The 25,826-nt window shown below is 60.7% G+C and carries 23 protein-coding genes; 12 read left to right on the forward strand and 11 right to left on the reverse strand.

What is annotated here, in order from left to right:
• The first annotated feature begins 114 nt into the window (after positions 1-114).
• Positions 115-831, forward strand: a complete 717-nt coding sequence (locus ABIE33_RS28230; RefSeq protein ID WP_429131208.1) for a transcriptional regulator NanR — start codon at positions 115-117, stop codon at positions 829-831.
• Positions 832-834: 3 nt separating this feature from the next.
• Here ABIE33_RS28230 and apnL read toward each other — a convergent pair whose 3' ends face one another.
• The 7 genes from apnL to ABIE33_RS28265 form a co-directional block, all read right to left on the reverse strand.
• On the reverse strand, positions 835-2,703 hold the full coding sequence (gene apnL / locus ABIE33_RS28235) for a D-apionate lactonase (protein ID WP_429131210.1): 1,869 nt from the start codon (positions 2,701-2,703) through the stop codon (positions 835-837).
• Positions 2,700-3,734: a Gfo/Idh/MocA family protein gene (locus ABIE33_RS28240; protein WP_429131213.1), complete on the reverse strand. Its 1,035-nt coding sequence runs from the start codon at positions 3,732-3,734 to the stop codon at positions 2,700-2,702. Before ABIE33_RS28240 ends, apnL begins: the two co-directional genes overlap by 4 nt.
• A gap of 2 nt (positions 3,735-3,736) precedes the next feature.
• Positions 3,737-4,801, reverse strand: a complete 1,065-nt coding sequence (locus ABIE33_RS28245; RefSeq protein WP_429131214.1) for an ABC transporter permease — start codon at positions 4,799-4,801, stop codon at positions 3,737-3,739.
• Complete coding sequence (locus ABIE33_RS28250; protein ID WP_429131216.1) at positions 4,801-6,345, reverse strand: sugar ABC transporter ATP-binding protein; 1,545 nt, start codon at positions 6,343-6,345, stop codon at positions 4,801-4,803. Before ABIE33_RS28250 ends, ABIE33_RS28245 begins: the two co-directional genes overlap by 1 nt.
• Before the next feature lie 2 nt (positions 6,346-6,347).
• Positions 6,348-6,986: a DUF2291 family protein gene (locus ABIE33_RS28255; RefSeq protein ID WP_429131218.1), complete on the reverse strand. Its 639-nt coding sequence runs from the start codon at positions 6,984-6,986 to the stop codon at positions 6,348-6,350.
• A 68-nt stretch (positions 6,987-7,054) separates the two neighbouring features.
• Positions 7,055-7,996, reverse strand: a complete 942-nt coding sequence (locus ABIE33_RS28260) for a D-ribose ABC transporter substrate-binding protein (protein WP_429131220.1) — start codon at positions 7,994-7,996, stop codon at positions 7,055-7,057.
• Between the two features lie 124 nt (positions 7,997-8,120).
• Positions 8,121-8,948: a phosphogluconate dehydrogenase C-terminal domain-containing protein gene (locus ABIE33_RS28265; RefSeq protein WP_429131222.1), complete on the reverse strand. Its 828-nt coding sequence runs from the start codon at positions 8,946-8,948 to the stop codon at positions 8,121-8,123.
• A gap of 525 nt (positions 8,949-9,473) precedes the next feature.
• Here ABIE33_RS28265 and ABIE33_RS28270 point away from each other — a divergent pair.
• Together ABIE33_RS28270 and ABIE33_RS28275 are read left to right on the forward strand one after the other, a co-directional pair.
• On the forward strand, positions 9,474-10,502 hold the full coding sequence (locus ABIE33_RS28270) for a four-carbon acid sugar kinase family protein (RefSeq protein WP_429131223.1): 1,029 nt from the start codon (positions 9,474-9,476) through the stop codon (positions 10,500-10,502).
• A 3-nt stretch (positions 10,503-10,505) separates the two neighbouring features.
• Positions 10,506-11,207 carry a FadR/GntR family transcriptional regulator gene (locus tag ABIE33_RS28275; RefSeq protein ID WP_429131225.1) on the forward strand — a complete coding sequence of 234 codons (702 nt, stop codon included), beginning with the start codon at positions 10,506-10,508 and terminating at the stop codon, positions 11,205-11,207.
• Between the two features lie 76 nt (positions 11,208-11,283).
• Here the strand turns inward: ABIE33_RS28275 and ABIE33_RS28280 are convergent, their stop codons facing one another.
• From ABIE33_RS28280 to ABIE33_RS28290, 3 genes are read right to left on the reverse strand one after another with little or no spacing between them, the layout of a single operon-like run.
• Positions 11,284-12,402, reverse strand: coding sequence for an iron-containing alcohol dehydrogenase (locus ABIE33_RS28280; RefSeq protein ID WP_429131227.1), 1,119 nt, complete (start codon positions 12,400-12,402; stop codon positions 11,284-11,286).
• A gap of 7 nt (positions 12,403-12,409) precedes the next feature.
• Positions 12,410-13,366, reverse strand: coding sequence for a 4-hydroxythreonine-4-phosphate dehydrogenase PdxA (gene pdxA, locus ABIE33_RS28285; protein WP_429131229.1), 957 nt, complete (start codon positions 13,364-13,366; stop codon positions 12,410-12,412).
• Entirely contained in the window at positions 13,363-14,559 is a 1,197-nt protein-coding gene (locus ABIE33_RS28290; RefSeq protein WP_429131231.1) for a sialidase family protein, read from the reverse strand. The genes pdxA and ABIE33_RS28290 overlap by 4 nt, the downstream gene beginning before the upstream one ends.
• A 237-nt stretch (positions 14,560-14,796) precedes the next feature.
• On the opposite strand from ABIE33_RS28290, the gene ABIE33_RS28295 reads away from it, so the two are divergent.
• From ABIE33_RS28295 to ABIE33_RS28320, 6 genes are all read left to right on the forward strand, one after another.
• On the forward strand, positions 14,797-15,681 hold the full coding sequence (locus ABIE33_RS28295; RefSeq protein WP_429131233.1) for a DMT family transporter: 885 nt from the start codon (positions 14,797-14,799) through the stop codon (positions 15,679-15,681).
• Between the two features lie 27 nt (positions 15,682-15,708).
• Positions 15,709-17,208, forward strand: coding sequence for an ABC transporter substrate-binding protein (locus tag ABIE33_RS28300; RefSeq protein ID WP_429131234.1), 1,500 nt, complete (start codon positions 15,709-15,711; stop codon positions 17,206-17,208).
• An 88-nt stretch (positions 17,209-17,296) separates the two neighbouring features.
• Positions 17,297-18,211: an ABC transporter permease gene (locus ABIE33_RS28305; protein ID WP_429131236.1), complete on the forward strand. Its 915-nt coding sequence runs from the start codon at positions 17,297-17,299 to the stop codon at positions 18,209-18,211.
• Positions 18,212-18,222: 11 nt separating this feature from the next.
• Positions 18,223-19,146: an ABC transporter permease gene (locus ABIE33_RS28310; protein WP_429131238.1), complete on the forward strand. Its 924-nt coding sequence runs from the start codon at positions 18,223-18,225 to the stop codon at positions 19,144-19,146.
• The gene (locus tag ABIE33_RS28315; RefSeq protein ID WP_429131240.1) at positions 19,139-20,758 is read left to right on the forward strand and encodes an ABC transporter ATP-binding protein; all 1,620 of its coding nucleotides are present in this window, start codon (positions 19,139-19,141) and stop codon (positions 20,756-20,758) included. The genes ABIE33_RS28310 and ABIE33_RS28315 overlap by 8 nt, the downstream gene beginning before the upstream one ends.
• Positions 20,759-20,785: 27 nt before the next feature.
• Positions 20,786-21,667: a dihydrodipicolinate synthase family protein gene (locus ABIE33_RS28320; protein ID WP_429131242.1), complete on the forward strand. Its 882-nt coding sequence runs from the start codon at positions 20,786-20,788 to the stop codon at positions 21,665-21,667.
• A 170-nt stretch (positions 21,668-21,837) separates the two neighbouring features.
• On the opposite strand, the gene ABIE33_RS28325 is transcribed toward ABIE33_RS28320, so the two are convergent.
• Positions 21,838-22,677 carry a class I SAM-dependent methyltransferase gene (locus tag ABIE33_RS28325; RefSeq protein WP_429131243.1) on the reverse strand — a complete coding sequence of 280 codons (840 nt, stop codon included), beginning with the start codon at positions 22,675-22,677 and terminating at the stop codon, positions 21,838-21,840.
• A 109-nt stretch (positions 22,678-22,786) separates the two neighbouring features.
• Between ABIE33_RS28325 and ABIE33_RS28330 the strand changes: the two genes are divergently transcribed.
• From ABIE33_RS28330 to ABIE33_RS28340, 3 genes are read left to right on the forward strand one after another with little or no spacing between them, the layout of a single operon-like run.
• The gene (locus ABIE33_RS28330) at positions 22,787-23,917 is read left to right on the forward strand and encodes an ABC transporter substrate-binding protein (protein WP_429131245.1); all 1,131 of its coding nucleotides are present in this window, start codon (positions 22,787-22,789) and stop codon (positions 23,915-23,917) included.
• A 3-nt stretch (positions 23,918-23,920) separates the two neighbouring features.
• Positions 23,921-24,988, forward strand: a complete 1,068-nt coding sequence (locus ABIE33_RS28335) for a FecCD family ABC transporter permease (protein WP_429131247.1) — start codon at positions 23,921-23,923, stop codon at positions 24,986-24,988.
• Positions 24,982-25,734 (forward strand): ABC transporter ATP-binding protein, encoded by a 753-nt coding sequence (locus tag ABIE33_RS28340; protein WP_429131249.1) that lies wholly within the window; start codon positions 24,982-24,984, stop codon positions 25,732-25,734. Before ABIE33_RS28335 ends, ABIE33_RS28340 begins: the two co-directional genes overlap by 7 nt.
• Positions 25,735-25,826: the final 92 nt, after the last annotated feature.

The raw sequence follows: 25,826 nt of genomic DNA on the forward strand, positions 1-25,826 counted from the left end.
TAAGGTGCGCCAACTGGTATAATGAGTATTTATGTTATTGCAAGTCGTCTCCGGCAAGGCTATTGCGGCGATGGAACTTGATGCATATTCAGACCTGTCCAAATCAGGTGACTCATGAACGTCATTTCCGAACCGATCGTCCGCAAAAAACTCTCCGATGAAGTCTTCGCGCGGCTGAAGCAGATGATCGAAACCGGTGAGCTGAAAGCGGGCGACGAGATGCCCTCCGAACGCGAACTCATGGAACGCTACGGTGTCGGCCGCCCGGCCATACGCGAGGCGATGCAGGCGCTCGCCGGGAAAGGTCTCGTCGAAATCTCGCAAGGCGAGCGCGCCAAGGTCCTGCGCATCACGGCCGAATCCATCATCAGACAGGTCGACCTGCCGGCAAAACTGATGCTGTCCGGCTCGTCGGATTTGCTGGAGCACCTGAAGAACGCGCGCATCTTCTTCGAGCGCGGCATGGTTCGCGAGGCAGCGGACAAGGCGGCCCCGACGCAGATCGCCGAACTGCGCGCGCTCCTCGACAAGCAGAAGCAGAGCCTCGGCGATGCGGACGCCTTCATCGACGCGGACATGGAATTTCACCAGTGCATCGCCCGAATTTCCGGAAACCCGATCTTCGCTGCGGTCAGCGGAGCAATGCTGGGATGGCTCAAGTCCTATCATACGGAAATGCTCATCTGGACCGGTCGCGAGAATTTCACGCTCTCGGAGCATGAGGAAATCATCCGCGCCATCGAAAGCCGCGACGCCGATCTCGCCGAGCAGGCCATGGTCAAACACCTGGAACGCTCCCGCGCGCTTTACGCCCTCAAGGGTCAGAAATAGCGCTCAAAGCACGATCTCGACGCAGCCGTAGGGCGGCAGCGTAATTCGCTGTTGTGCCGGCAATTCCCCCCCTTCGGCAGCGATCACTGCAACCTTGAACGGTTTGGCGGACAAGACGATGGATTGGGCCGCAGAGGTGATGTTCGCAACAAGCAACCGCTCGCTTGAGGCCAGTCCAAGCACCGCGTCCGGTCGCGCCGTCTCGACCGCATGCATTGGCTGATGTGACATGGCACCGAGGCGCGCCAGCACACGCGCCAGCGGCCGAAGTTCTCCACTCGCCGTCACCTCTCCATCGCCGGCCGAAAGCCCGAAGGGACCGGCAAGGGTCGAAAGCGTCAGCACCTCCAGCCCCGCCGTTGCCACTGTCGCGGCATAGGCCAACGTATAGGCCGCGCCAAACTGGCCATTGTGCCGCGGGTCGGTATCGGCCATCGGAATTCGGGACCCTGCCGGGTTTTCCTTCGTCGCGCTGCCGTAGGGGTTATGGCGCATGGCGACCGTCGAGGGGCCGATGCGGTAGGGTTTGTCGCCATAGATCGCGCGGGTGGTGCTGATGACGTAGCGCAATGCCTCGAAGGTCTGCATGACCGAAAGATCGTCGGCCGCATGCACGATCGGGTTCGTCGAATGGCTGACATAGTCGATCAGATCGGAAGGCACCCGCTTGCGATTGAGTTCGGTGAAATAGCTCATCATGCCGCCGCCAAGCCGAACGCCGGGAAAGGCAGCGCGCGCGGCCGCATAGACATCGGCGAGATCAGGGCATTCCGGCCACGCGCGGCCGGGCGGCGTTGACTGCCGATCCACTGACGGACAGACGAACAGCGTATCGAGCGCAAGACCCGCTCGCTCGACGAGGGCGGCAAATTCCGCCATCTCCTCTTCGACAGGCCGCACGCACGGCACGGCAAGCTCCAGTGTTACTTTCAGGCCGGACCTCGCCGAGATCGCCGCGTAGCCCCTCAACGCCTCTAACCCATGCCCGGCGCCGGGATCGAAATGGGCGATCAGATGCTTAGCGCCAACCGTCGTCAGCACGTGGAGCGAAGCCAGTTCCTCCTCGCGGCACTCAGGTCTCAATCCTATGCCGATCGCCGGGAACCGGCTGTTTGTCGGCACCAGGCTGATCGCGATCAGATCCGAATTTCTAACCGCCGGCGCCGCGCCCTCCTCTGCCCGGATTTGCGCAGAAATCCGCTGACTAAAGGGCTCGTTCTTCCGCACAAGGTAGGGCCAGGGCAGAGCCAGCGGTCGCACGTAGGTCTTATAGGAACCATCCGTCCAGTTGCGCTGATCCTCCATTTCGAAGACGTCGCCCACGAATTCCGTTATCGCCATAATGCCGGGTGCAACGCGGTGCGTGATCGCGGCGATATCCTTGAAGGGCTGCCAGGGCTCGATCTCATCGGGCCATCGAGCTTGCTCAATGCTACCGTCGCCGTGTCTGACCTCAACCGGCTCTCCAGCGACACCGACGACCGGATGCAAGACGACGAAGCCCGCCCGAGCGGTCTCGAAATCCGCGTCGCTGACGCAGTCGGCAGAAAAAGTCACACTATCTGAAGTGCCGGAAATCGAAATGTCGCAATCGAGATTTGCACCTGATGGAGCGGTAAAGCGGGCGCGATAATGCAGCAAGAAGCCGCGCTCCTGTTCCGTCACTGCGAGATCGTTGATTGAGGCGGTGCAGGTGCCCCAATCCCTGTCGCGCACGAGGAAGGAGATGGCGCGCAATACCTCATGACCGCGGAAACGCAATCCGCGCAGATTGCCGTTCTGCAGTTCCACGCTCAAATCGCCGGCAACAAGCGTCCGGCTCACCGGCTCCCGCTCCGCGGTTCCATAAAGTCGGAGCATGTTTCGGCTCATGCCAGCAGGTCTCCAACGGCAATGGTTTCGCCGCGCTCTGCACTGAGATAAGCAGCCTCGACCAGCGCGAAGGTTTTTAGATTGTCCCGGCCCGAAGTATCGGGCTGCTGGCCGGATGCGATCCGTTCGATCCAATGCTTCTGGATGAGCGCGACGCTTTCCTGAATATTGTGCCAGGGCCGCAAGGCCCAGGGCAGCAAATTGGGCGCAACGACGCTTTCCTTGGTGCCGCCTGAGGAGTGGACGGTAAGTCTGTAGTCCTTGCCGAGGCGTAGGGTACCCTCGCTGCCGTCGACCTCCACGAAGGTTTCCGGAAAGGGTTCTTCCGGCAGTTTGGTTGCATAGCTGACATCGACAATCGAGGTGATGCCGTTGTCGTGGTCGAGCAGCATGGTTGCAACGTCCTCGCCGGCGATAGCCGGGTTGATGCGCGCCGTGCGGGCGGTCATGCGGCTTGCATCGCCGAACAGGAAGCGGGCGATGTCAATCGAATGGATGCCGAGATCCTCGATGATGAAGCGCTTACCCTTGGCGAGGTAAGGTTGGCCGGAGAAAACGTCGAAGCCGGAGCGGAATGAGATGCGGCCCCAGAACGGCACGCCGATCGCCCCGCTCGCGAGCACCGCCTTCACCGCGAGCATCGGCGTCTGCCACCGAAAATTCTCGTGGATCATCAGGGCGATGCCCGCCTCGTCGGCAGCCTTGACCATCGCCTCGGCATCTTCAAGCGTCGGTGCGAATGGCTTTTGGCAGATCGCTGGTACCTTGTAGGATGCGGCAAGTTCGACAAGTGCCCGGTGGCTGCCAACGGTCGTGGCAATGTCGACGAAATCGAAACCGCCATCGGCAAACATCGCCTCCGCCGACAGGTAGCGCCTCGATGTCTTGAACTGGTCGCCGACGATCCGGAGCCGTTCCGGATCGCGATCGCAGATCGCCACGATCTCGACATCCGGCAGGTCCTGCCAGCCGTGCATCTGGTTGACTGCAAAGAAGCCGCAGCCGATCAGCGCGCCCTTGATCCTGCCCATGCTCAGCCCGCCTTTGCCATCTGCATGAGGGTGACCCGCTGCTGCAGGCGACGCTGCGCCTGGTCCACTACCACTGCGACGATGATCACCAGCCCCTTGATCACCATCTGCCAGAACGAGCTGACGCCCATCATCACCAATCCATCAGAGAGAATGCCGATCACGAAGGCGCCGATGATCGTCCCACCGATCGTCCCGCGCCCGCCTGACATCGATGTACCACCAAGAACGGCCGCGGCAATGGCATTGAGTTCGAGATTGGTGCCGGTTGCCGGATGCGAAGCCATGAGTTCCGACGAAATGACCAGCCCGACGATTGCCGCGCAGAAACCGGAGAACATGTAGACGAACATTTTGACGCGGTTGACGCGGATGCCCGACATGCGCGAAGCGCGCTCGTTGCCGCCGACGGCGAAAATATGCCGGCCAAGCGGCACGAAGCGGGCAAAATAGCCGGCCCCAAAGGCAACCACCACCAGTATCCACACAGAGACGGGCAATCCGAGGATCGTGCCCGAGCCGAGATAGCTGAAACCCTGGTTGCCAAGATCCTCACGCCCCGTGAGGTTGGGCAATGTCTGGCCGTCCGAATAAAGCAGGGCCATCCCGCGCGCGACATAGAGGGTGCCCAGTGTCGCGATAAACGGGGCGACGTTCAACCGAGTGATCAGCAGGCCATTGATCGCTCCGATCAGGATGCCGACGACGGCGACGATGATCGCCACCTCGATGACGTTGAAGTACATCGTGTAGCCGAGCGGCAGGACCACGCCGTACATGATCAGCCCACCGGCGATCATGCCGCAGAGACCGACGATCGAGCCGACCGACAGGTCAATACCGCCGGTAATGATGACGAAGGTCATGCCGATCGCGAGGAACGCGTTTTGCGTCGCGTGCTTTGTCATCAGGATCATGTTGCCGGTTGAAAGGAAGTTCGGCGCGAAGATCGAGAAGAAGATGATCACCGCAAAGAGCGCGATGAATGTCCTCAGCTTCATGACCGTGAGGAGCGCCGACCCGCTGGAAAAGCTATCGGCGGCGGCAGTTTGACTTGCTGTCGTCATCACGCATGCATCCTTTTGGTTCTATGTCCCTCTGCGGAGGCCGAAACGATCATCTCATCGGTGGCGTCCTTGCGATCGACCACGGTCACCAGCCGGCCGTTGCTCATGACCGCGATGCGGTCGGAAAGGGCCATGACCTCTTCCAGATCGGAGGTGGAAAACAGAATGGCGAGGCCCTCGCCCGCCAGACGCCGCATGGTCAGGAAGACATCGGCCTTTGCGCCGACATCGATCCCACGGCTCGGCTCGTCCATCAACAGGACTTTCGGATTGGTCATGAGTGCCTTCCCGATCACGACCTTCTGCTGATTTCCGCCTGACATCGACGTCACCTCGAATTCCGGGTTCCTCGCCTTGATCGAGAGATTGCGGATCGCCTCCTTGATCGCTTTGGCTTCACGCGCGATGTCGATGTGAAACCCGGCCCTGAGAAACTGACCGAGGCTCGCCATGGTCAGATTGTCGGCGATCGACATGGACTGCACCAGACCCTCGCGCTGGCGATCTTCGGGAATGAGAGCCAGCCCGTTGCGAATGCGGCGGGTCGTATCGCGGCCCTTGAGCTCCTGGCCCTCCACATAGATCTTGCCGGTATAGTGTTCATGGCAACCCATGATGCACTCGAAAAGCTCCGAGCGGCCGGCGCCCATCAGACCGTAGATGCCGAGGATTTCGCCCTTGCGAACGCCTATCGAAACGTGATCGACGGCAAAGCCACCCTGCGCCCTCGGCAGGCAGATGTTCTCGGTGCGGAAGACCTCTTCGCCCGGCTCGTGATCGACCTGCTTGGCGAAATCCTTGGCGTCCGAACCGATCATCGAGCGGACGATCCAGCCTGTGTCGATGTCCTTGACCATGGCATGGCCGGTGATCTGGCCATCCTTCAGAACGGTGATGTAGTCGCCAATACGCATCAGTTCCTCCAGCCGATGCGAGATGTAGACGATAGCAACACCCCGCGCCTTCAGATCGGAGATGACCCGGAAGAGAACTTCGACCTCGGCCGCACTCAGCGCCGAAGTAGGTTCGTCCATGATCAGGATGCGGGTATCGAGCGATACTGCGCGGGCGATCTCGACGAGTTGCTGCTGACCGATCGGCAGGTCCTCGGCAAGTGTCTCGGCAGAGATCCCCGCTTCCAGGCGGTTGAGGAATTCATTGGCTTTCTCGACCTGTGCGCGGTGGTCGATACCGCGAATGCCGCGGGTCATCTCACGGGTCGCAAAAATGTTCTCGGCGACGGACAGATTGCCGAACAGGTTCAGCTCCTGGAAGACGATGCCGATGCCGTGACGCACAGCATCGGCGGGGCTGTCGAGGTGTATGCGCTCGCCGTCCAGCCAGATTTCACCCAGCGTCGGTCGTTCAACGCCGGCGATGATGCGCATCATCGTCGACTTGCCGGCACCGTTTTCACCGACGAGTACGTTTACGGCTCCGCGCCGGAGTTTGAGGTCCGCCTTCTTGAGCGCCACTATGCCGGAATAGGCCTTGGTGATGTCCTTCAGTCCAAGGATAACGTCCCCGTCCTCGATGCCGCTCATGGTCAGCCTCCAACGGTGATGGTGGCCGGCACGAATTGCGGCAGTTGGCCTTTGGCCGGCAACGGGTAGGCACCGGTCGCCTTGATCTTCTTGCCGGTCAGACCGTCGCGCGGCAGCTTTTCAAGCAGGGCGCCATTCACATGAGTATTGAACGACTTTCCGTATTGCGCCCATTCGATCTGGTTCTTGAACTCGTTGAAATTGACGAACGCGAGACTGTCTCGCAGCGCTGTGCCGCGAATTGCCGGGCCTATCGAGACACGCACATCCGCCTTGCCGTCGCCGTCGACATCCACATCGACATAGGCCGCGCGTGACTTCGTTTCCACTCCCACGATCACGCCGTCGATCTTGGCGGCAAAAGTCCAGGGCGCGTTGCCCTGCTTCTCCTTGTGGCCGTATTTCTCCGCCGCAGCACCGAGATCGGTCGCGGTCAGCGCCGAGACCTTCTGGAAGGCGCCGGCACGACCATCGAGGTAGGGAATGACCTTGGCATCCCAGATATCGGCAACCAGCCTGTCGGGATTGAAAGCACCTGCTGCCGCCTGCCTTTGCTCATCCTCGGTCTTGACGAGCTTGCAGCCGCCAAGCGCAAGAGCACCGGCAAGCATGAGTGCACATGCAGCCTGAAACCTGGGCATTCCCGTTCTCCGTTATGACTATAGGACGCAAGGCGGGGATCGGCCGCCTTGCGCTATCGCGGGAAAAGTTACTCGGAGAGCGCGAATGTCTCGAGCTTGTCGGCGTTGTCTGCCGTGATCAGCACGCAGTCCATGAGCTGCTTTTCTTCGGCCGGAGCCTTGCCGGTCGTGATGTACTCATGCGCCTGGGTGACGGCGAGCTGTGCCTGCGCAAAAGCCGGCTGCATGACGGTCGCCTTGATGCCGCCCGCATTGATCGAATCGCGCACGTCGTTGGAGCCGTCGAAACCAACGACAATGACATCCTTGCGGCCGGCGGCCTGAAGTGCCGCGATCGCGCCCATGGCCATCGTGTCATTGCCGGCGATCACGCCCTGGATATCCGGATTTGCCTGAAGGATCGTCTCCATCTTGGAATAGCCCTCGGTCTGGCTCCAGTTGGCAGACTGTTGGGCGACCATCTTCATCTCCGGGAATTCGTCGATGACGTCGTGGTAGCCCTTGGAGCGGATGCCCGCATTGAGGTCGGCTTCACGACCGAGCAACTCGACGTAATTTCCCTTCTCGCCCATCAGCTTCACGAACTCTTCGGCACCGAGCTGCGCGCCCTGATAATTGTTCGAGACGATCTGCGAGACGGCAATGCCTGTCGCATTGATTTCGCGGTCGATCAGAAACGAGGGAACGCCTGCGTCCTTGGCCTTCTTGACGGCGGCGATCGATGCTTCGGAGCCGGCATTGTCGAGGATGATCGCCTTTGCGCCACGGCCGATGGCCGTATCGATAAGCTGCGACTGCTTGTTGGCGTCGTCATCGTGGACCAGAACCAGCGTCTCGTAGCCAAGTTCCTTGGCCTTGGCCTCGGCGCCGACCGCCTCCGCCTTGAAGAACGGATTGTCATGGCTCGGTGTGATGATCGCAATGAGGTCGGCAGCGAAAGCCGGCATTGCGGCGCTTGCAGCCAAGACGGCGACGAAGCCGACGGTGAGCAATCTTCGGGCAACTCTCATATTCTCCTCCCAGTTAGGCACAGGCTTTCCTCGACCACCCCTCCATTGAAAGTGGCCCTCCGTGCGATCGCTTCGTTCGGGCGCCGCGAGACGCCCTAAGGTGGCGGGCAGCGCCCGCCTCATGTCAGGTGATGCGTTGAATGCTGGCTGCGATTTCGGCAGGCTCGAACACGCGCGTCCAATCATCCCTCATGAGCACCGGCTTGCCGAACTCGATTGCCTTGTTGCAGGCATCGGAGAAGACCCCCGGTGTCTCCTCGAAAATCACGGCACCGAGCACGTTCATGTGGCCGAGCAGGAAGTCGCGAGCCGCCTCTTTGGGAACTCCGCGGCGAACGCACTCGTCCATGGCCTCGCGCATGACGACGAGCAACGAGGCGCAGACAGTTTCCGAAAGCCCCGGCTCGAGCAGCGCCATCTGCTCGACCGTGACCCGGTGTGACCGCATGACCGGCGCCCAGATCACCTTGGCGATCTCCTCGCCGAGAGCGTAGGCACTTTCGGGGCCCTGCATCAGAGCAGAAACGATGTGCTGCTTTGCAGCGACGCCACCGAAAAAGTCGCGCTTGGCGGAAGGGTCCGTTTCATCATTGAAGATCGGCGGATGGCAGGGATGCGTGACGAAATAGGTAAGATCGGCGCGCTGCGGAAGGTGGCCGGCAAACGGTGCTGCAGCATCGAGCGCGATGACCATCGTGCCCGGCTCCAGCGTGTCGACGATGCCGGCCGCGACCTTACCGATCGCGGTGTCGGGAACAGCCAGAATGACGACCTGAGCCCCCGAGAGACCCGCCTCCGCCGAAACGCAGGCGATGCCGAGCTGATCGGAAAGCCGCGCCTTGCCGCTTTCGCTGACCTCTACATGCCGGACATCGAAGCGCGAACCCTTGAGATTCTTGGCAAGCCGATAGCCCATTTTGCCACCGGCACCAAACAACGCGATCGATGTCATCGAAGTCTCCTTAAATGCCTGAACTTACCCAATTGGGCCAGCTGGATGTCCACGCCTCTCCAGCGCCGACGATATATTTCCCAACTGGTATAACATGTCAATAACTATCTATCACGATATGTGATGCGCTTCTCGCCAGCTGCTGCGAGATGCGCCTCAGACCGAACTCCACCGGCCGCGCAAACCCCGAAATGGTTCGTGCAATCTCAGGTCGCCCTCAGGGTCCTCCGTCATCTCAAGCTCCCACCGCACGCGCGGGCTGCACCGACGCGTGGCTGCGTCGCGCCGTTATGCTTTCTTCGCCGGCACTTGTGACGATTGCGTCAGCGAAAAATAGAAATGGAGAGATCTGCAAGAAGCCGAACTGGCGGAACGCCTATATGATCGACAGAGAACGCGGCCTTCAATGACTGAACGTACGCCTCCCTTGGCGGCAGTATTTGTAATATCATTCTCAAATTTCCTTGACATTTCAAGCAAAAGTGCCTGAATTAAAGATAACAACAAATTATCGGAGTTGGTTTGATGCTGGCCATTGTCGCCGATGACCTGACCGGCGCCCTGGATGCAGCTGCCCCGTTCGCCAGCAGGGGACTGCATACGCAGACAGCGCTCACTGTCGGAGCGATTCCTGAGGCCTTGAGCGAGCACCCACAGGTGATTTCAATCAATGTTGGCTCACGGGAATTGGACGTCGCAAGAGCACAGAAGGCAACAGTGGCGGCGCTCGCCGCGTTGCCCCCTGGCACACGCCTGTTCAAGAAGATCGACTCGCGCCTCAAGGGCAACATAGAAGCCGAGCTCGACGTTACACCTTTTCGCGCAGCACTCGTCGCGCCTGCCATTCCGGATTTCGGACGGATAGTGAACGCTGGCCATGTCCAGGGTTTCGGCGTCGACATACCGATATCGATTGCCGAAAAGCTCGGACGGCACGCACGCCGCGTGACGATCCCCGATGTCGCGACCCCGCAGGAAATGAACGACTGGCTTCAATCGTCGCAGCAATCGGGGGCGGATCTGCTGATCGGCGCGCGCGGACTGGCCGAGGCACTCGCCTACCAAATGAGCGGCGGAGCAGATGCGTTTGCTGCCGACATCCCACCGGGGCCGGGACTTTTCGTCATCGGTTCGCGCGATCCGATCACGCTGGCGCAAATCGAGGAATTGCGTGCCATATGCAGGCCGCGTTACATGCCTGCGCCAAATGGCCGGCTTGCCAATGCGACGGCAGATGGGAGCCTGATAACTCTGGTACAGGCGGTTCCAGGCGCTGCACCGACGAATTCGCAGGAAGTGTCCCGACTTCTGGCTGAAAGCGTCTTTCCGGCACTGACTGAGGTCGCTTCCACGTTGCTTCTTTCCGGCGGCGCGACTGCGGAAGCCGTGTTAGAGAAAATGGGGATCACGCGTTTCAGATTGGTGGGCGAGTGCATGCCAGGACTGGGCTTGGCCCATGCCGATGGCCGTTGCATCATCGCTAAATCCGGAGGATTCGGACAACCGGGAACGCTGAGGGAGATTGCGGACAGGATTCTCCGCGATATGGGATGACAAATGGGACTGGAGAACGGAACGACACGCAAGAGCCTGGCCGACGTCGTGTTTGAGCGGATGCATCGCGCGATCAAATCGGGCGCATATCAGCCCGATGAGCGCTTGCCGACCGAGCACGACCTGGCAGCGGAATTCGAGGTTTCGCGGCCGGTGATCCGCGAGGCGCTGCGGCGTCTGCGCGACCAGGGCTTGATCTATTCGCGCCGGGGAGCCGGCAGTTTCGTACGCGCCGTCGGCATGAAGGAGCCGCTCGGCTTCGGACAGTTGGAGAATGTTGCGGATCTGCTGAACTGCTATGAATTCCGGCTGACAGTCGAGCCGGCCGCGGCCGCCGCAGCAGCGGCCCGCCACGATACCACCAGCCTTGGCGCCATTCGCCGGGCGCTGGAGTTGATGCGCGACGCCACCAATCGCCAGTCGCACCGCGAGGACGCCGATTTCCAGTTCCATCTGGCCATCGCGCGCGCGGCTCAAAACAGCTATTTCTCCACCGCCATGGAAGCGCTCAAGGACCATATTGCCGTCGGCATGAAATTCCACGGCGCATCGGTCAAGCGCGAGGCCGCTGGCCTTACGCGCGTGTTCGCCGAACATGAGGCGATTGCCGAAGCGATCGCCTCCGGCGACGGCACGCGGGCAAAGCAACTCATGCATGATCACCTGACCGGCTCGCGCGAGCGCCTTTTTCAGACGACCAGATAGGCTTACTGCGCCGCAAAGAAAAATGCCTCGGGGGAAAGCCGAGGCATTTTACTTCGTGGAAAGGCACGTCCGTCGTCTAAAAGGCTGCGCGATAGACAGACAGAACATCCTCGACACTCATATCGACCGGATTGTTGTCCATCAGGCGGCGGTTTGCATGCGCTTCACTTGCATAGCGGGGCAGATCATCTGCCGTCGCGCCGTGAGCTGCAAGTGACATCTCGATACCGAGGCTCCTGCAAAAGCCGTGTGCAGCGGTCAAAAGCTGAGTTTCGGACAGGGCTTCGCCCAACCCCAGCGCACAAGCAACCTCATCCGTTTTCTTTGCCGCAACCGCTTGGTTGAAGGCGAGAACGTGCGGAAATATGATGGCGTTAGCGAGCCCGTGCGGCAAGCCGAGCCGTGTCCCAAGCGGATAGGCAATAGCGTGTCCGGCTGCTGTGTTGACTGGGCCGAGGCAGATGCCACCGTAGTAGGACGCAAGCATAAGCCCTTCCCGCGCCTCGGTGTCTGATCCGTCTTTGACCGCGCGCGCCAGATATTTGCCCACGAGATGGAAGCCCATTCGCGCAAACCCGTCGATCATCGGATGCGCACGCCGATTGGTGAATGCCTCGACACAATGAGCCATCGCATCGACACCGGTCGCTGCCGTCACTGCCGGCGGCACCGAATAGGTCAATTCCGGGTCGAGGACGGCAAAGTCCGCGATCATATGCGGGCTTTCCACGGCGATCTTGTTGCCCTTTACGGGGTCGGTAATCAAGGAGCGAATACCGGCCTCTGAGCCGGTTCCCGCTGTTGTCGCGACCTGAACCAGGCGGGTGCGGCGGCCGGCAACGCGGTTCGGCCCGGCGACATCGCCAAGCGTCTGATCCGAATCCCAAAGCACGGCAACCAGCTTTGCCACGTCGAGCACCGAACCACCGCCGAGCCCGACGATCAGTTCCGGTCTGGACTGACGCGCCGCCTCAAGTGCTGCCTCCAGCGTCGCGACATCCGGTTCACCCGGAATTGCATCAAACACGGTCACGCGGCCGGAAAGCTTCAACCGATCGGCAAACCCCGCGGTAATCGGCGTTGCGATCACCAGCGTGGACTGGGCGTCTGCCGCCCAGGGGCCGACCTCGCCGACGAGACCGGCTCCAACCGCCAGCCGGCGGGGTTGATGAAGGGTGATTTGGGCGATGGTCATGGCTTGGTCATCCTTGCTTGGCGCGGCCGCTAACGAGCTTGCGCGCGTAGGCGATGGCAGAGTTCATGTTGCCGTGATTGGCGATCCCCTTTCCGGCGATGTCGAAAGCCGTCCCGTGATCGACGGATGTGCGATCGATCGGCAGATCCACCGAGACGTTCACCGCGGTATCGAAGGCGACGAGCTTGATGGGGATGTGCCCCTGATCGTGATACTGGGCGACGATAAGATCGAATGCGCCGGAATAGGCGCGATAAAATACGGTGTCGGCCGAAATCGGCCCCTGAACGTCGATCCCCTCCGCACGCGCCGCCGCGACCGCCGGCGCGATCTGGTCATCATCCTCCGTGCCGAACAGGCCATTCTCGCCGCAATGCGGATTGATGCCGGCGACCGCGATTTTCGGCGCGGCGTAACCGATGCGCTTCAGATGCGCGTCGCCTGCCCTGATCGTCGCCAGCACCCTGTCGGTCGTCGCCCGCCTGATGGCCTCCTGCAGCGAGACATGCGTCGAGACGTGAATGACTTTCAGCCGGTCGGAGGCGAGCAGCATATAGGCGGCCTTCGAACCGGTCAGGCTGCGCAGCATGCCGGTATGGCCATCATAGTGGTGGCCGGCGAGGTTCAGCGCCTCCTTGTTGATCGGCGCCGTGACGATGCAGCCGATCGCACCGGTTTCGGCGTCCCGCACCGCCTTCTCGATAAAGCGGAAAGCGGCGTCTCCAGCGACCGCACTCAACTGCCCCCACGGAAGCGGTGCGCCCTCGATCGGGAGGTCGAGGACGAAAGGCTCAAGCTCGATATCAAGGCCCAGTGCGGCCCGAGCCGCTTCCAGCGTGGTCAGATTGCCGTAGATCCGCGTCCGGGCGCGATCCTCACGGGACATTTCAGCCAAGGCGCGGACCGCGATCTCCGGACCGACCCCGCATGGGTCACCCATGGTTATTCCAATGATATTGCTCATGAAACACTCCGTCGAGCCGCACTGTCCCAGCCGGGAGCAAGACGGACATATTTGATCGCGCGCCGATGATAGGTGTAGGCGAGATGCATGGTGCCGTCGGGACCTTCGAGCAGCCACGGGTAGGACATTTCCTGGTTGCGGCCATCGGTCGAATCGTTGGACAGGCAGGTGCCGGGACCCTCTTCGATTGACTGGCGCAGCGCAAAGGAACGCCCTCCATCGTCGGAGAGGCAGAGCGTGACCGGTGCGCGCGGCACACCCCAGACAGGAACGCAACCTCCGCTTGGATCCGCATCGGGCCGGCTATCCTCTTCGCCCAACTCGTCATAGAGCGAGGCGCGCCGGTCGCTCGACGACAGCGCATTGACGGGATTGCAGATCATGGCGATCCGACCGTCGCGCAGGCGGGCGGCGGCAAGCGATGAATTGTTGTTCGGCACATCCGTGGCGTGAGGCACGGACCAGGACCGCCCACCATCACTGCTGTCGCTGCGGTAGACGAAGTCGGCCTGCCGACGGCGAAAGAAAGCGGCGTATCGGCCCTCTGCGAGCGCTACGGGCGACATGTGCACGCAGCCCGTGGACTGGTCGATATCGTCGAGCCTCCAAGTCTGGCCACCATCGATCGATACGCCGACGGCTGCCGTATCGTGGCTGCCGTTCCATTTCTGGCCGGGCCGCTGCACGCAACGGAAGATCGGCAAGAGCCACGCTCCGTCGTCGCGAACGACAACGGGCGCGCGTAAGAAGCAACCACGCGGCAGATCGAGATAGCGACCTTGTTTGGCCACGAGCTTTTGCGGATCCGATGGATCGCGCGCCACCTCGGCCATGCGGATCCGGCATTCGTCCTGATTGCCGGAAGGCTGGGAAGTATGAAAGAGCCAGAGTGCCCCGTCCGGCGCGGAAAACAACACCGGGTTCTGCTCAGAGTGGGAAGGATCGTCGCTCAGGCGCTGGGGTGCTCCCCAAGTCATGGAGCCTTCCGCTAGCACCGAAGCGAAGATGGAAATATCCGACTTGCCCTCGAGCGTTCCCCCGAACCAGGCGCATACAAGCGTGCGGTCATCGAGCAAGTGCAGGAATGCCGCATGGTTCTGGATCATTGGCGAAGGCAGCAAGGCTTCGTCGCGCCCTGGGGACACGGATCGAAGCACGCCGTTCATGTTGCGAGCGATTTCATCGGGATGCATTTAGGCCCTCCTGTCACGCTCGAAAATCGACCAATTTTCCAAGTTGTCAAGTTTTTTAATGTTATTTGTTTTGTCATCCAAACACCATTGTTCAGTCTATCTTATTGAAATAACGTGACTTATTGCGCCGCTGCAAACGCAAATAATTTTTACATAGCAAAAGAATTTGACAAACTCACTCGAAAGTTAGATGGTCATGACAACCCGGCGCGAGGATGCCGGGGACGGAGGATCTTCATGCACACCGCCAACAGCCACCATCAGGCCACGACAGCCGTCGTCTTTGCAGCGGGAGCAGCAACGCTCGCCGCGACAGATGCCGTGATCGTGCGGGCGCTAAGCGGTGCGGTACACCCTTTCGTCATCGGATTTTTCCGCGCGTTCTTCGGCGCGCTCATCCTTCTTCCCTGGATCGCCCTGCGCCCTTCCGTTCTTCGTACGACGCACCCGATGCGCCAGCACGCCCTGCGCGCCGCCTTCAAGCTGCTGGCGATGATCGCGCTGTTTGCCGCCTTCACCTGGGGCCCGCTGGCCGACGTGACCGCCATCGCCTTCACCTCTCCGATCTTTATCGTCCTCGGAGCAGCGTTGACGTTGGGCGAGCGACCGGGCCCGGCGATGATTGCAGCGGTCGCCCTTGGTTTTGCCGGCGCCATGCTGGTGATCGGCCCGTCGGGAACAGGCTTTACGCTGGCGATCTTGCTGGCACTGGCAGGCGCCATGCTTCAATCAGCGATCCAGTTGATCCTCAAATCCATGTCGAAAGGTGACGCCACGTCGACGCTCGTCGTGTGGAACCTTCTTCTGACCGTGCCGATCGCCCTGCTGCTCGCGGTCCCCTTCTTTGCCATTCCCGGCCCAAGGGAAATGGGGTTGCTTGCGCTTCAGGGCGTGGTCGGCACCGCCTGCATGGGGCTGATGACCCATGCCTTTTCGTTGGCGCCAGCGACCGTCGTGGCGCCGGTGGATTTCCTGCGCCTGCCGCTCGTGGCCTTCGGCGGATTTGCCCTGTTCGGCGAAACCGTCGCGCTGACCACCATCGGCGGAGGCGCGCTCATATGCTGCGCCGCATTGATTGCCGCGCGTTCCGGAAAATTCGGGTCTGACAACAAGTCGAACTGAACAAGACTTTCTAGGGAGGAGAATGCAATGAAGAAAACGCTTATCCTGGGTGCGCTCATGTTGGGCTCCGCCATGTCACCTGTCTTTGCCGCATCAGGGCCGATCAAGATCGTGCTGGCGGAGGAAGCCGATCTGCTCGAGCCCTGCATGGCGACCCGCTCGAATATCGGCCGCGTCATCATGCAGAATGTCAGCGAAACCCTCACCGAGCTCGACGTTCGCGACGGCAAGGGCGTTCTGCCGCGCCTTGCCGAGAAGTGGGAGCAGAATGAGGACGGAAGCTGGCGTTTCCATCTTCGCCAAGGGGTGAAATTCTCTGACGGCACGACCTTCGACTCCAAGGACGTCAAGCATAGTTTCGACCGCATCATGAGCGACAAGAATGCCTGCGAATCCCGCCGTTACTTCGGTGGGATGACGGTTACCGCGAACGTCGTCGACGACCATACGATCGATTTCAGCGCCGATCCGGTTCAGCCGATCCTGCCGCTATTGATGTCGCTCGTCACCATCGTTCCGGAAGAAACGCCGCTGGAGTTCATCCGCGAACCGATCGGCACCGGGCCCTACAAGCTGACCAACTGGACCCCGGGCCAGCAGATCGTTCTGAGTGGACGCGATGACTATTGGGGCCAGAAGCCGCAGGTCACGGAAGCGACCTATCTGTTCCGTGCAGATCCGTCCGTGCGTGCCGCGATGGTTCAGGCGGGCGAGGCCGACCTCTCACCCTCCATCTCGCAGCTCGACGCAACAAACCCCAAGACCGACTTCTCCTATCTCGACAGCGAGACCGTCTATCTGCGCATCGACCACAACATCGAGCCGATGAACGACGTGCGCGTCCGCCGTGCCCTCAACATGGCCATCGACCGTCAGGCGTTCCTTGGCACCCTGGTTCCAGACAGCGCGCTGCTCGCCACGGCAATTGTGCCGCCGCCGACGCTCGGCTGGAACCCGGACGTCAAGGTCTTCCCGTACGATCCGGAAGGCGCGAAAAAACTGCTGGAGGAAGCCAAGGCGGAAGGCGTGAAGGTCGAGACACCGATCACCATCATCGCGCGCTCTGCAAATTTCCCGAACGTGACGGAGATCATGGAAGCGATCCAGGCCCAGTTGCAGGAAGTCGGCTTCAAGATCGATCTCAAGTTCGTCGACGTCGCAGAGCATGAAGGCTACTATTCCAAGCCGTTCAAGGAGGGTCGCGGCCCGCAGCTTGTCGCCGCCATGCACGACAACTCCAAGGGTGACCCGTCCTTCTCGATGTTCTTCAAATACGCAACCGAGGGCACGCAGTCGGGCTTCTCCGATCCCAAGGTCGACGATCTGATCAAGCGCGCCTCCGCTGCCGTCGGTGACGAACGCGCCAAGCTCTGGTCGCAGGCAATCGCCTATGTGCATGATGAAGTGGTGGCCGACGTGCTGCTCTTCCACATGGTCGGCTTCTCGCGCGTTTCCGAACGCCTGGATTTCAAGCCCACCATGGCGACCAACTCGATGCTTCAGCTTTCGGAGATCGGCATCAAGTGAACCGTCCTGGCGGTGATCAAATCCGCCAGGGACAGACGCAGTCAAGGCGGCGGGACGATCTCGCCGCCCTATGCAATCGAGGGGCACAATGATGAGCTTCATTCGTAAACGCGCCGTGGCCAGCCTGATTTCCCTGATCGGGCTGATCGTGATGGTCTTCTTCCTCTCGCGTCTGACGGGAGATCCCGCTGCCCTGTTCCTTCCCGTCGAAGCCTCGGCGGAAATGAAGCAGCAATTTCGCGAGATCCACGGCCTCAACGATCCGCTCATGGTTCAGTTTGCCCGCTATGTCGGTGACGTCGTAACCGGCGATTTCGGTGAGTCGCTGCGCAAGGCACGCCCGGCACTCGACGTGGTTCTGGAAGCGTTCGTGTGGACGCTCTGGCTTGCCGCCATCACCATGTCCCTGGTGACTGGCGCTGCCATCGTCGTCGGTTCGCTGGCCGCCTTCCGCGCCGGCGGCTTTTTCGATCGCCTCTCCTCGGTCATCTCGCTGATCGGTGCGGCCGTACCAGATTTCTGGCTCGCCATTGTCGCAATCGTGGTTTTCTCGGTGAACCTTGCCTGGCTTCCCACCTCCGGCACCGGTTCGCTCCTACACTGGATCCTGCCCATCGGCGTGCTGTTCGTTCGCCCGTTCGGCATTATCGTCCAAGTGGTTCGCGGCTCGATGATCAGCGCGCTTTCTTCGGCCTACGTCAAGACGGCACGCGCCAAGGGCGTCAAATCAGGGCCGATCATCTTTCTCCACGCATTGCGCAATGCCATGCTTCCCGTCATCACCGTCATCGGCGACCAGGCGGCCAGCCTGTTGAACGGTGCCGTCATTGTCGAGACCATTTTCGGCTTTCCCGGCGTTGGCAAGCTGATGATCGATTCCATCCTGCAACGTGACTTCAATGTGGTGCTCGCCGCCATTCTCGTCACCGCGCTCGCGATCTTCGTCATGAATCTGCTGATCGATCTCGCCTATGCGCTGCTCGATCCGCGCATCCGTCATTGAAGAGTTCGGCCATGACTTTACAGACGACAGATACGACAATCGCCGCCGAACCGGGGTTCCTGGTTCGCATGGCGCGCATGCTGTGGGCCGACAAGTTCGCCCTCTGTGCTGCCATCTTCCTCATTGTCGTCCTCATCCTGGCGATCGTCGGTCCGAGCTGGCTGGGCGATCTTGCGACCAAGCAGAACCTGCGGGGCCGAAATGCCGCTCCGTTCGAGTGGGAACGCGGCTGGGTCTGGTGGATGGGGGCGGATGCCCTCGGACGTCCGTTGTTGGCCCGCATCATCGTGGCAACGCAAAACACACTCATGGTCGCGGCCGGCGCCGTGGCGATCTCCGCCGTCGTCGGCACGACCCTTGGCCTGATCGCGGGCTTCTCTTCCGCGCGCGTCAACCAGATCATCATGCGGCTGGCCGACGTTATCATGTCGTTCCCCTCGCTCTTGATCGCGGTGATCGTACTCTATGTCCTCGGTTCATCGATCCTGAACCTGATGCTGGTCCTCTCGATCACCCGCATTCCGGTCTACCTGCGCACCACCCGCGCCGAGGTGCTGGAGATCCGCGAACGCATGTTCGTGCAGGCGGCGCGCGTCATGGGGGCGTCCAGCAGGCGCATCCTGTTCCGGCATATCCTCCCGGTGGTCCTGCCAACGCTGACGACGCTCGCAACGCTCGACTTCGCCTATGTCATGCTGGCGGAAAGCGCGCTTTCCTTCCTCGGCATCGGCATCCAGCCGCCCGAAATCACCTGGGGCCTGATGATCTCTCAAGGGAGGCAATATCTCACCAATGCCTGGTGGCTGTCCTTCTGGCCGGGCCTTGCAATCATCCTGACGACGATGTCGCTGAACCTGCTTTCGAACTGGATGCGCATCGCGCTCGATCCCGTCCAGCGCTGGCGCCTGGAAATGAAAGGCCGTAGCAATGGCTGACCATCTGCTGGAAGTGCGCAACCTCTCGGTTGAATTTCACACGGTCATGGGCGTGGTCAAAGCCGTCCGCAACATCTCCTATCATCTTGATCGAGGTGAAACGCTCGCGATCCTGGGGGAAAGCGGGTCGGGCAAATCGGTCTCCTCGTCGGCGATCATCAACCTGATTGACATGCCGCCAGGGCGTATCAGCTCGGGCGAGATCCTGTTCGACGGCGTCGACCTGCTGAAAATGCCGGCGCAGAAACGACGCGAGGTGAACGGTCGCCGCATTGCGATGATCTTTCAGGATCCGCTCAGCCATCTGAACCCGGTCTACACGGTCGGTTGGCAGATCCGCGAGGCGTTGACGACTCACGGTGCCGCGAGGGCCGAGGCACAGTCAGAGGCCCTGCGCCTGCTCACCCGCGTCGGCATTCCCGACCCGGAAAAATCACTCGACAAATATCCGCACGAATTCTCTGGCGGCCAGCGCCAACGCGTCATGATCGCCATGGCGCTTGCGCTTCGCCCCGATCTGCTGATCGCCGATGAGCCGACGACGGCGCTCGATGTGACGGTGCAGGCTGAAGTGCTGGCGCTTCTCGAAGAGCTGCAGCAGGAAACCGGTATGGCGGTTCTCATCATCACGCATGACCTCGGCGTCGTTGCTGAGATCGCCGACCGCGTCGTGGTGATGGAAAAGGGTGAATTGGTCGAGGCGGGAACGGTCCGCGATGTCTACAAGAACCCGCAGCACCCCTATACCCGCAAGTTGATTGCCGCCGCCCCCGGAAAGGGAAAGATGCATTCGCCAGGGGCGCGCGGCGAGCCGGTCCTTTCGGTTCGTGATGTGCGCAAGCATTACGGCAGCTTCGAAGCGCTAAAAGGCATCTCCTTTGACCTCATGCCCGGCGAGACCATGGCGGTCGTCGGCGAGAGCGGTTCGGGCAAATCCACCCTCGCACGCATTCTCCTCAGGCTGGATGAGCCCGACAGCGGCAGCGCACTATGGAAGGGCCGCGACCTTTTTAAGCTATCGCCAGCGGAGCTCTACAAATTGCGGCGCGACCTGCAGATGGTGTTCCAGGACCCCACCCAGTCGCTCAATCCGCGCATGACCGTTTACCAGCTGATCTCCGAGGCCTGGGTGATCCATCCGAACATTCTGCCGAAGGCAAAATGGCGCGAACGTGTGGCCGAACTTCTGGTTCAGGTCGGTCTCGGCCCGGAACACATGGGGCGATATCCGCATCAGTTTTCCGGGGGGCAGCGCCAGCGCATCGCAATTGCCCGGGCGCTGGCGCTTGAGCCGCAATTGATCATCTGCGATGAAGCGGTTTCAGCCCTTGACGTCTCGGTCCAGGCCCAGGTCATTGCCCTGCTCGACAGGCTTCGCAAGGACATGGGCATCGCCTTCATCTTCATTGCGCACGACCTGCCGGTGGTTCGTGATTTCGCCGACCACGTCATGGTGATGCAGAAGGGTAATGTCGTGGAACTGGGCACGGTGCAGGAGGTATTTGAAACCCCGCGCCAAGACTATACCCGCGCGCTTCTTGCAGCCGGCCTCGATCCCGACCCCGACGTTCAGGCGGCCAATCGCGCCGCACGGCTCGAATGCGCCTCCTGAGGCGCCCCCAATCCCTGGAGACTGAAAATGTCCAAGCAAGCCTTTGTCGCGCTCGTCACCTGCTTCAACGACGATGAGACCATCAACTACGACGCAACGCGCGCCCAGGTCCGCCGCCAGGTCGACGCCGGCAACAACATCATGTGCGCCGGCACCAATGGTGATTTCAGCGCCCTCACCTTCGAAGAGAAAGTGCGCCTGACAACGGAAGTGGTCGACGAGGTCGCCGGTCGCGTCAAGGTCATCGTCAATGCCGGCATGCCCGCCACCTTCGAAACGCTGAAGCTTTCACGTGAATTCGACCGCATCGGCGTCGACGGTATCGCCGTCATAACGCCGTTCTTCATCGCCTGTACCCAGGACGGTCTGATCCGCCACTTCTCGACCGTCGCCGATGCCGTCGAAACGCCCGTCTATCTCTACGACATTCCAGCCCGCACGCAGAACCACATCGAGCCGGAGACCGCCCGCACGCTGTCGCGCCACGGCAATATTGCCGGCATCAAGGATTCGGGCGGAGCGAAAGAAACACTTGAGGCTTATCTCGAAGTGGCCAAAGACGTAAACGGTTTCGAAGTCTACTCCGGCCCTGACCATCTGGTGCTTTGGGCGCTGCAGAACGGCGCCGCCGGTTGCATATCGGGCCTCGGTAATGCCATGCCGAACGTCCTGGCGGAAATTTTGAACGCCTTCAACACCGGCGATATCGCCGAAGCCGAGCGGCAGCAGGCGATCTACTCCGCCTTCCGTACGGATCTGTACGCCCTCGGATTCGCGCCTGCGATGGTCAAGCGTGCGCTCTATCTGCAGGACGCCTCCGTCGGGGCCAGCCGCCAACCGGCCCTGTTGCCAAACAAGGATCAGGACGCTCAAATCGAGGAAATTCTGCGCCGGTACAAGCTCCTGTGACCGGCGATGCCTTTAGGCTCGCCGGTAATCTTTCCAACGCAGCCGATGGGCCAGCCATCTGAACACAGGCGGCGGCCGTGGCATCCATTCCAAGGATTAGCAATGACGTCGGATGTCCAGCGGCCAAGATACGTCCGCGATGTGGTCGCTGATGTCAATCGGTTGGTGGATCACCGTCTTTGCGCTGTCATCGTGCCTGCTTGTAACGGCTTGCGAGCGACGATCGCGTAGCGATGCTGCAGCCCGCGTGACAGGCCCTTCAAATAACCCAAGTGCTTCGATTGGGCACGATGGATCGCTTTCATATTCGTGTCGACAGTAATGTTCGCGAACCCGGCGTCCTCCATCAACGCCGCGACTTGCTCGGCGCGCGCGCCATCAGAGAAATGGACCTGCGATAGGATGCGGCCGTGCAACTCGGCCATGCCTTCCGGCGCGTGCATTGGGCCGGGTTTCGCCAATCTCATGCCCTCGATCCATCGCACCACGACTTTCAGGAAGCGCTCCGCGATACCAGCGTTGACGAAGTCGCCATCGACGATCAGCAAGGTTCCGCCGGGCTTCAGCACTCTCAACCATTCCGCAAAGGCCTGTTTCGGATCCACGAGTGTCCAGACCAGATGACGCGTCACGACGACGTCATAGCTACCGTCCGGCTCCATTGTGTTTTCGGCATCGGCGATGCGAAAGGCGATCGTTCGCCCCCGCGCCTTCGCCTTGGCGCGGGCGCGTTCCAGCATCGGCTCGGCCCAGTCGAGCCCGGTGACATCATAGCCGAGATCATCCATCAGATGCGATACGACACCCGTGCCGCATGCCAGATCCAGCGCCCGGCGCCCCTCACCTTGCCCGAGGTGCCTGATGATCAACCGGTGCCAGGCCTGGCGCTCCTCTTCGGAAAAGATCTCATGTCCAGGCGATTGGTCGAAGGTCGCCGCGCGCGCCGACCAATAGGATTTAATCTCTTCACGCAGCCCAAAATTGTGGCCCGTCGCCGCCCCTGCGTCCATTCCGTCTGCTCCTGATCCCATGAACTTAAAATGGTTCTAATAGATAGAACTTGACTATTAAAGTCATATAATAATACAGCCCATCGCAGTTTCCACGGAGTGAAATTCGATGCGTATTACAGCCAAGGCAACCACCCTTGCAATGGGTCTCTTCGCGACCGCCGTCTGGCCGGCTTTCGCCGACAAGATTACCATCACGGATGTGACCGGACGCGACGTCGAAGTTGAAGCTCCGGTCAAGAACATGATCCTTGGCGAAGGTCGGCAGATCTATTTCCTCGCCGCGCTCGACAAGAACGCTCCGTTTGAACACGTCGTCGGTTGGCGTGACGACCTGCCGAAGGCTGACCCGGAATCCTACGAAGCCTATCTGGCCAAATATCCAGAGATCGCCAAGCTTCCGACCTTCGGGGGCATGAAGGACGGCACCTTCGATATCGAGCAGGCTGTCGCCCTCAAGCCCGACGTGATCCTGATGAACGTCGATGCCAAGACCGCAACGGAAGAAGCCGGTTACATCGAAAAGCTCGGCAAGGTCGGCATCCCGTTGGTCTATGTCGACTTCCGTGAAAAGCCGATGGAAAACACCGAGCCGAGCATGCGCATCATGGGCAAGCTCATGAACAAGGAAGCGATTGCCGAGGATTTCATCAAGTTCCGCGCTGACAGCATTAAGCGGGTCACGGACGTGCTGGCGAAAGCCGATCCGAAGAAGCCGCTGGTCTTCGTCGAGCGTGCCGGTGGCTATTCCGACGATTGCTGCATGTCCTTCGGCAACGAGAATTTCGGCAAGATGGTCGAGATTGCCGGTGGCACCAACATGGCAAAGGACATCATCCCGGGCACCTTCGGCACCGTCAATCCGGAACAGGTGATCGCCTCCAATCCGGACCAGATCATCATCACCGGCGGCAACTGGGACAAGTATATTCCAGGCGGCGACTGGGTCGGCGTCGGCTACGGCGCCGATCTCAAGGAAGCCGAGCGCAAACTCGAAGCGCTGACCAATCGTCCCGCCTTCACCGGCGTCAAGGCTGTCTCCGACCGCAACGTCCATGCCATCTGGCATCAGTTCTACAACAATCCATACCAGTTCGTTGCGATCCAGGAGATCGCCAAGTGGCTCCATCCGGATCTGTTTGCCGACCTTGACCCGGAAGCGACGTTCAAGGAGCTGCACGCACGCTTCCTGCCGCTTGATTACAAGCCGGGATACTTCGTTTCGCTCAAGGGCGAATGATCGATGGCCATCGAGGCTGCCACTACAACAACGACAACAGGGCGCGAGCAGTATCGCGCCCTGGCGTTTCGCCGCATCGCCATCCTGATCGTGCTGATCCTTGCACTCTGCTTCAGCATTTCACTCGATATGGCGCTCGGGCCGGCAAATTACCCGCTTTCGGATGTTCTTTCCGCACTGCTTGATCCGGTGGCAGCTTCGGATCAGCTACGCGTCATCATCTGGGACATCCGCATGCCGATCGCTTTAATGGCTGTGACTGTCGGCGCGTCGCTTTCGGTTGCCGGCGCCCAGATGCAGACGATCCTTTCCAATCCGCTTGCCAGCCCCTTCACGCTCGGGATCTCAGCCGCGGCCAGTTTCGGTGCCGCACTGGCACTGGTTGGAGGGGTCGCCTTGTTCCCGGCGGCAATCCAATACATGGTGCCGCTCAACGCCTTCCTGATGGCGATGGTGGCAGCTCTCTTCATTCATTTTGCTTCGACCATGCGCGGCGTCAGCGTCGAAACGATCGTGCTGCTCGGCATTGCCCTTGTCTTCACCTTCAATGCGGCGCTGTCACTGTTGGAATATCTGGCCTCCGAGCAGGCACTTGCAGCCGTGGTGTTCTGGACGATGGGGAGCCTGACCAAGGCGACGTGGCCAAAAGTGTATTTCACCGGTGCCATTCTGCTGGCAATGGTACCCTTCCTCATGAAGGACGCCTGGGCATTGACCGCGCTTCGCCTCGGCGACGACAAGGCGGCCAGCATGGGCGTGAACGTGCGTCGGCTTCGCCTTCAGACGATGATGATTGTCAGCCTGCTGGCTGCGATCCCGGTATCATTCGTGGGCACGATTGGCTTCGTCGGCCTCGTTGGGCCGCATATCGCGCGCATGCTGGTCGGCGAGGACCAGCGCTTCTTTCTGCCGGGTTCGGTAATTTGCGGGGCGCTGCTGCTTTCGGCGACCTCGGTGGTGAGCAAGATGATCATTCCCGGCGCCATATTGCCGATCGGCGTCATCACCGCGCTCGTCGGCGTACCGTTCTTCTTCGTCCTGATATTCAGCAACCGGAGACGTGCATGGTAGCGCTCGCCCTCGACAACATTGGCGCCACCTATGGGCGCACCACGGTGCTTTCCGGCGTCACCACAGACATTCTGGAAAAGGGCTCAGTAACAGCCGTGATTGGCCCGAACGCCGCAGGCAAGTCGACGCTCTTCAAACGCATTGCATCGCTGATTTCCGGTCCGGGAATGGTTCATCTGTCTGACATTGATCGCGGGCAGAAGAGCATCTGCTACATGCCGCAGGATACCGGCGCGAATGCCGTCCTGACCGTGTATGAATCGATCCTTCTGTCTGCAAAACAAGGCAGCAGTTGGCGCGTTCAAGATGACGAACTCGATGAGATCGACCGCATTCTCAAGGCACTCAGGATCGACAGTCTTGCCTTTCGCGGCCTCGGCGAGCTTTCCGGTGGACAACGGCAGTTGGTCTCCCTCGCCCAGGCCCTGATCCGCAACCCCGAGATCCTGCTAATGGATGAACCAACCTCGGCTCTCGACCTTCACCGCCAGGTTGACGTGCTGAGTTTCGTTTCCGACCTCGCCCGCCGCAAGGGCATGATCGTACTGATCGCACTTCACGACCTGAACCATGCCCTGCGCTATTGCGAAAATACCATCGTCATTGCCAACGGCACTATGGTTGCGAGCGGCAAGACCGCAAGCGTCATCACCGCTCCGATGCTCAAGGACATCTACCAGGTCAAGGCCCGCATCGAGAATTGCTCGCAAGGCCGCGCTTTGGTGATCGTCGACGGGCCGATCTAGCCGGGGTCGCGCGCTTGCCCGACCCCATTGGCACTCGGCGTTTGATCCGAGTGCCCTCACACTCGCCCCTAAGGAGCGCCCAGCGGTTCCAC

Origin of the sequence: Ensifer sp. 4252 (genome assembly GCF_050434565.1) — a bacterium.
Classification (GTDB): Bacteria; Pseudomonadota; Alphaproteobacteria; order Rhizobiales; family Rhizobiaceae; genus Ensifer.

Excerpts from the sequence above, each read along its gene's own strand:
- ABIE33_RS28230 (WP_429131208.1), top strand. The coding sequence starts at position 115 with ATGAACGTCATTTCCGAACCGATCGTCCGCAAAAAACTCTCCGATGAA.
- apnL (WP_429131210.1), bottom strand. The coding sequence starts at position 2,703 with ATGAGCCGAAACATGCTCCGACTTTATGGAACCGCGGAGCGGGAGCCG.
- ABIE33_RS28240 (WP_429131213.1), bottom strand. The coding sequence starts at position 3,734 with ATGGGCAGGATCAAGGGCGCGCTGATCGGCTGCGGCTTCTTTGCAGTC.
- ABIE33_RS28245 (WP_429131214.1), bottom strand. The coding sequence starts at position 4,801 with ATGACGACAGCAAGTCAAACTGCCGCCGCCGATAGCTTTTCCAGCGGG.
- ABIE33_RS28250 (WP_429131216.1), bottom strand. The coding sequence starts at position 6,345 with ATGAGCGGCATCGAGGACGGGGACGTTATCCTTGGACTGAAGGACATC.
- ABIE33_RS28255 (WP_429131218.1), bottom strand. The coding sequence starts at position 6,986 with ATGCCCAGGTTTCAGGCTGCATGTGCACTCATGCTTGCCGGTGCTCTT.
- ABIE33_RS28260 (WP_429131220.1), bottom strand. The coding sequence starts at position 7,996 with ATGAGAGTTGCCCGAAGATTGCTCACCGTCGGCTTCGTCGCCGTCTTG.
- ABIE33_RS28265 (WP_429131222.1), bottom strand. The coding sequence starts at position 8,948 with ATGACATCGATCGCGTTGTTTGGTGCCGGTGGCAAAATGGGCTATCGG.
- ABIE33_RS28270 (WP_429131223.1), top strand. The coding sequence starts at position 9,474 with ATGCTGGCCATTGTCGCCGATGACCTGACCGGCGCCCTGGATGCAGCT.
- ABIE33_RS28275 (WP_429131225.1), top strand. The coding sequence starts at position 10,506 with ATGGGACTGGAGAACGGAACGACACGCAAGAGCCTGGCCGACGTCGTG.
- ABIE33_RS28280 (WP_429131227.1), bottom strand. The coding sequence starts at position 12,402 with ATGACCATCGCCCAAATCACCCTTCATCAACCCCGCCGGCTGGCGGTT.
- pdxA (WP_429131229.1), bottom strand. The coding sequence starts at position 13,366 with ATGAGCAATATCATTGGAATAACCATGGGTGACCCATGCGGGGTCGGT.
- ABIE33_RS28290 (WP_429131231.1), bottom strand. The coding sequence starts at position 14,559 with ATGCATCCCGATGAAATCGCTCGCAACATGAACGGCGTGCTTCGATCC.
- ABIE33_RS28295 (WP_429131233.1), top strand. The coding sequence starts at position 14,797 with ATGCACACCGCCAACAGCCACCATCAGGCCACGACAGCCGTCGTCTTT.
- ABIE33_RS28300 (WP_429131234.1), top strand. The coding sequence starts at position 15,709 with ATGAAGAAAACGCTTATCCTGGGTGCGCTCATGTTGGGCTCCGCCATG.
- ABIE33_RS28305 (WP_429131236.1), top strand. The coding sequence starts at position 17,297 with ATGATGAGCTTCATTCGTAAACGCGCCGTGGCCAGCCTGATTTCCCTG.
- ABIE33_RS28310 (WP_429131238.1), top strand. The coding sequence starts at position 18,223 with ATGACTTTACAGACGACAGATACGACAATCGCCGCCGAACCGGGGTTC.
- ABIE33_RS28315 (WP_429131240.1), top strand. The coding sequence starts at position 19,139 with ATGGCTGACCATCTGCTGGAAGTGCGCAACCTCTCGGTTGAATTTCAC.
- ABIE33_RS28320 (WP_429131242.1), top strand. The coding sequence starts at position 20,786 with ATGTCCAAGCAAGCCTTTGTCGCGCTCGTCACCTGCTTCAACGACGAT.
- ABIE33_RS28325 (WP_429131243.1), bottom strand. The coding sequence starts at position 22,677 with ATGGACGCAGGGGCGGCGACGGGCCACAATTTTGGGCTGCGTGAAGAG.
- ABIE33_RS28330 (WP_429131245.1), top strand. The coding sequence starts at position 22,787 with ATGCGTATTACAGCCAAGGCAACCACCCTTGCAATGGGTCTCTTCGCG.
- ABIE33_RS28335 (WP_429131247.1), top strand. The coding sequence starts at position 23,921 with ATGGCCATCGAGGCTGCCACTACAACAACGACAACAGGGCGCGAGCAG.
- ABIE33_RS28340 (WP_429131249.1), top strand. The coding sequence starts at position 24,982 with ATGGTAGCGCTCGCCCTCGACAACATTGGCGCCACCTATGGGCGCACC.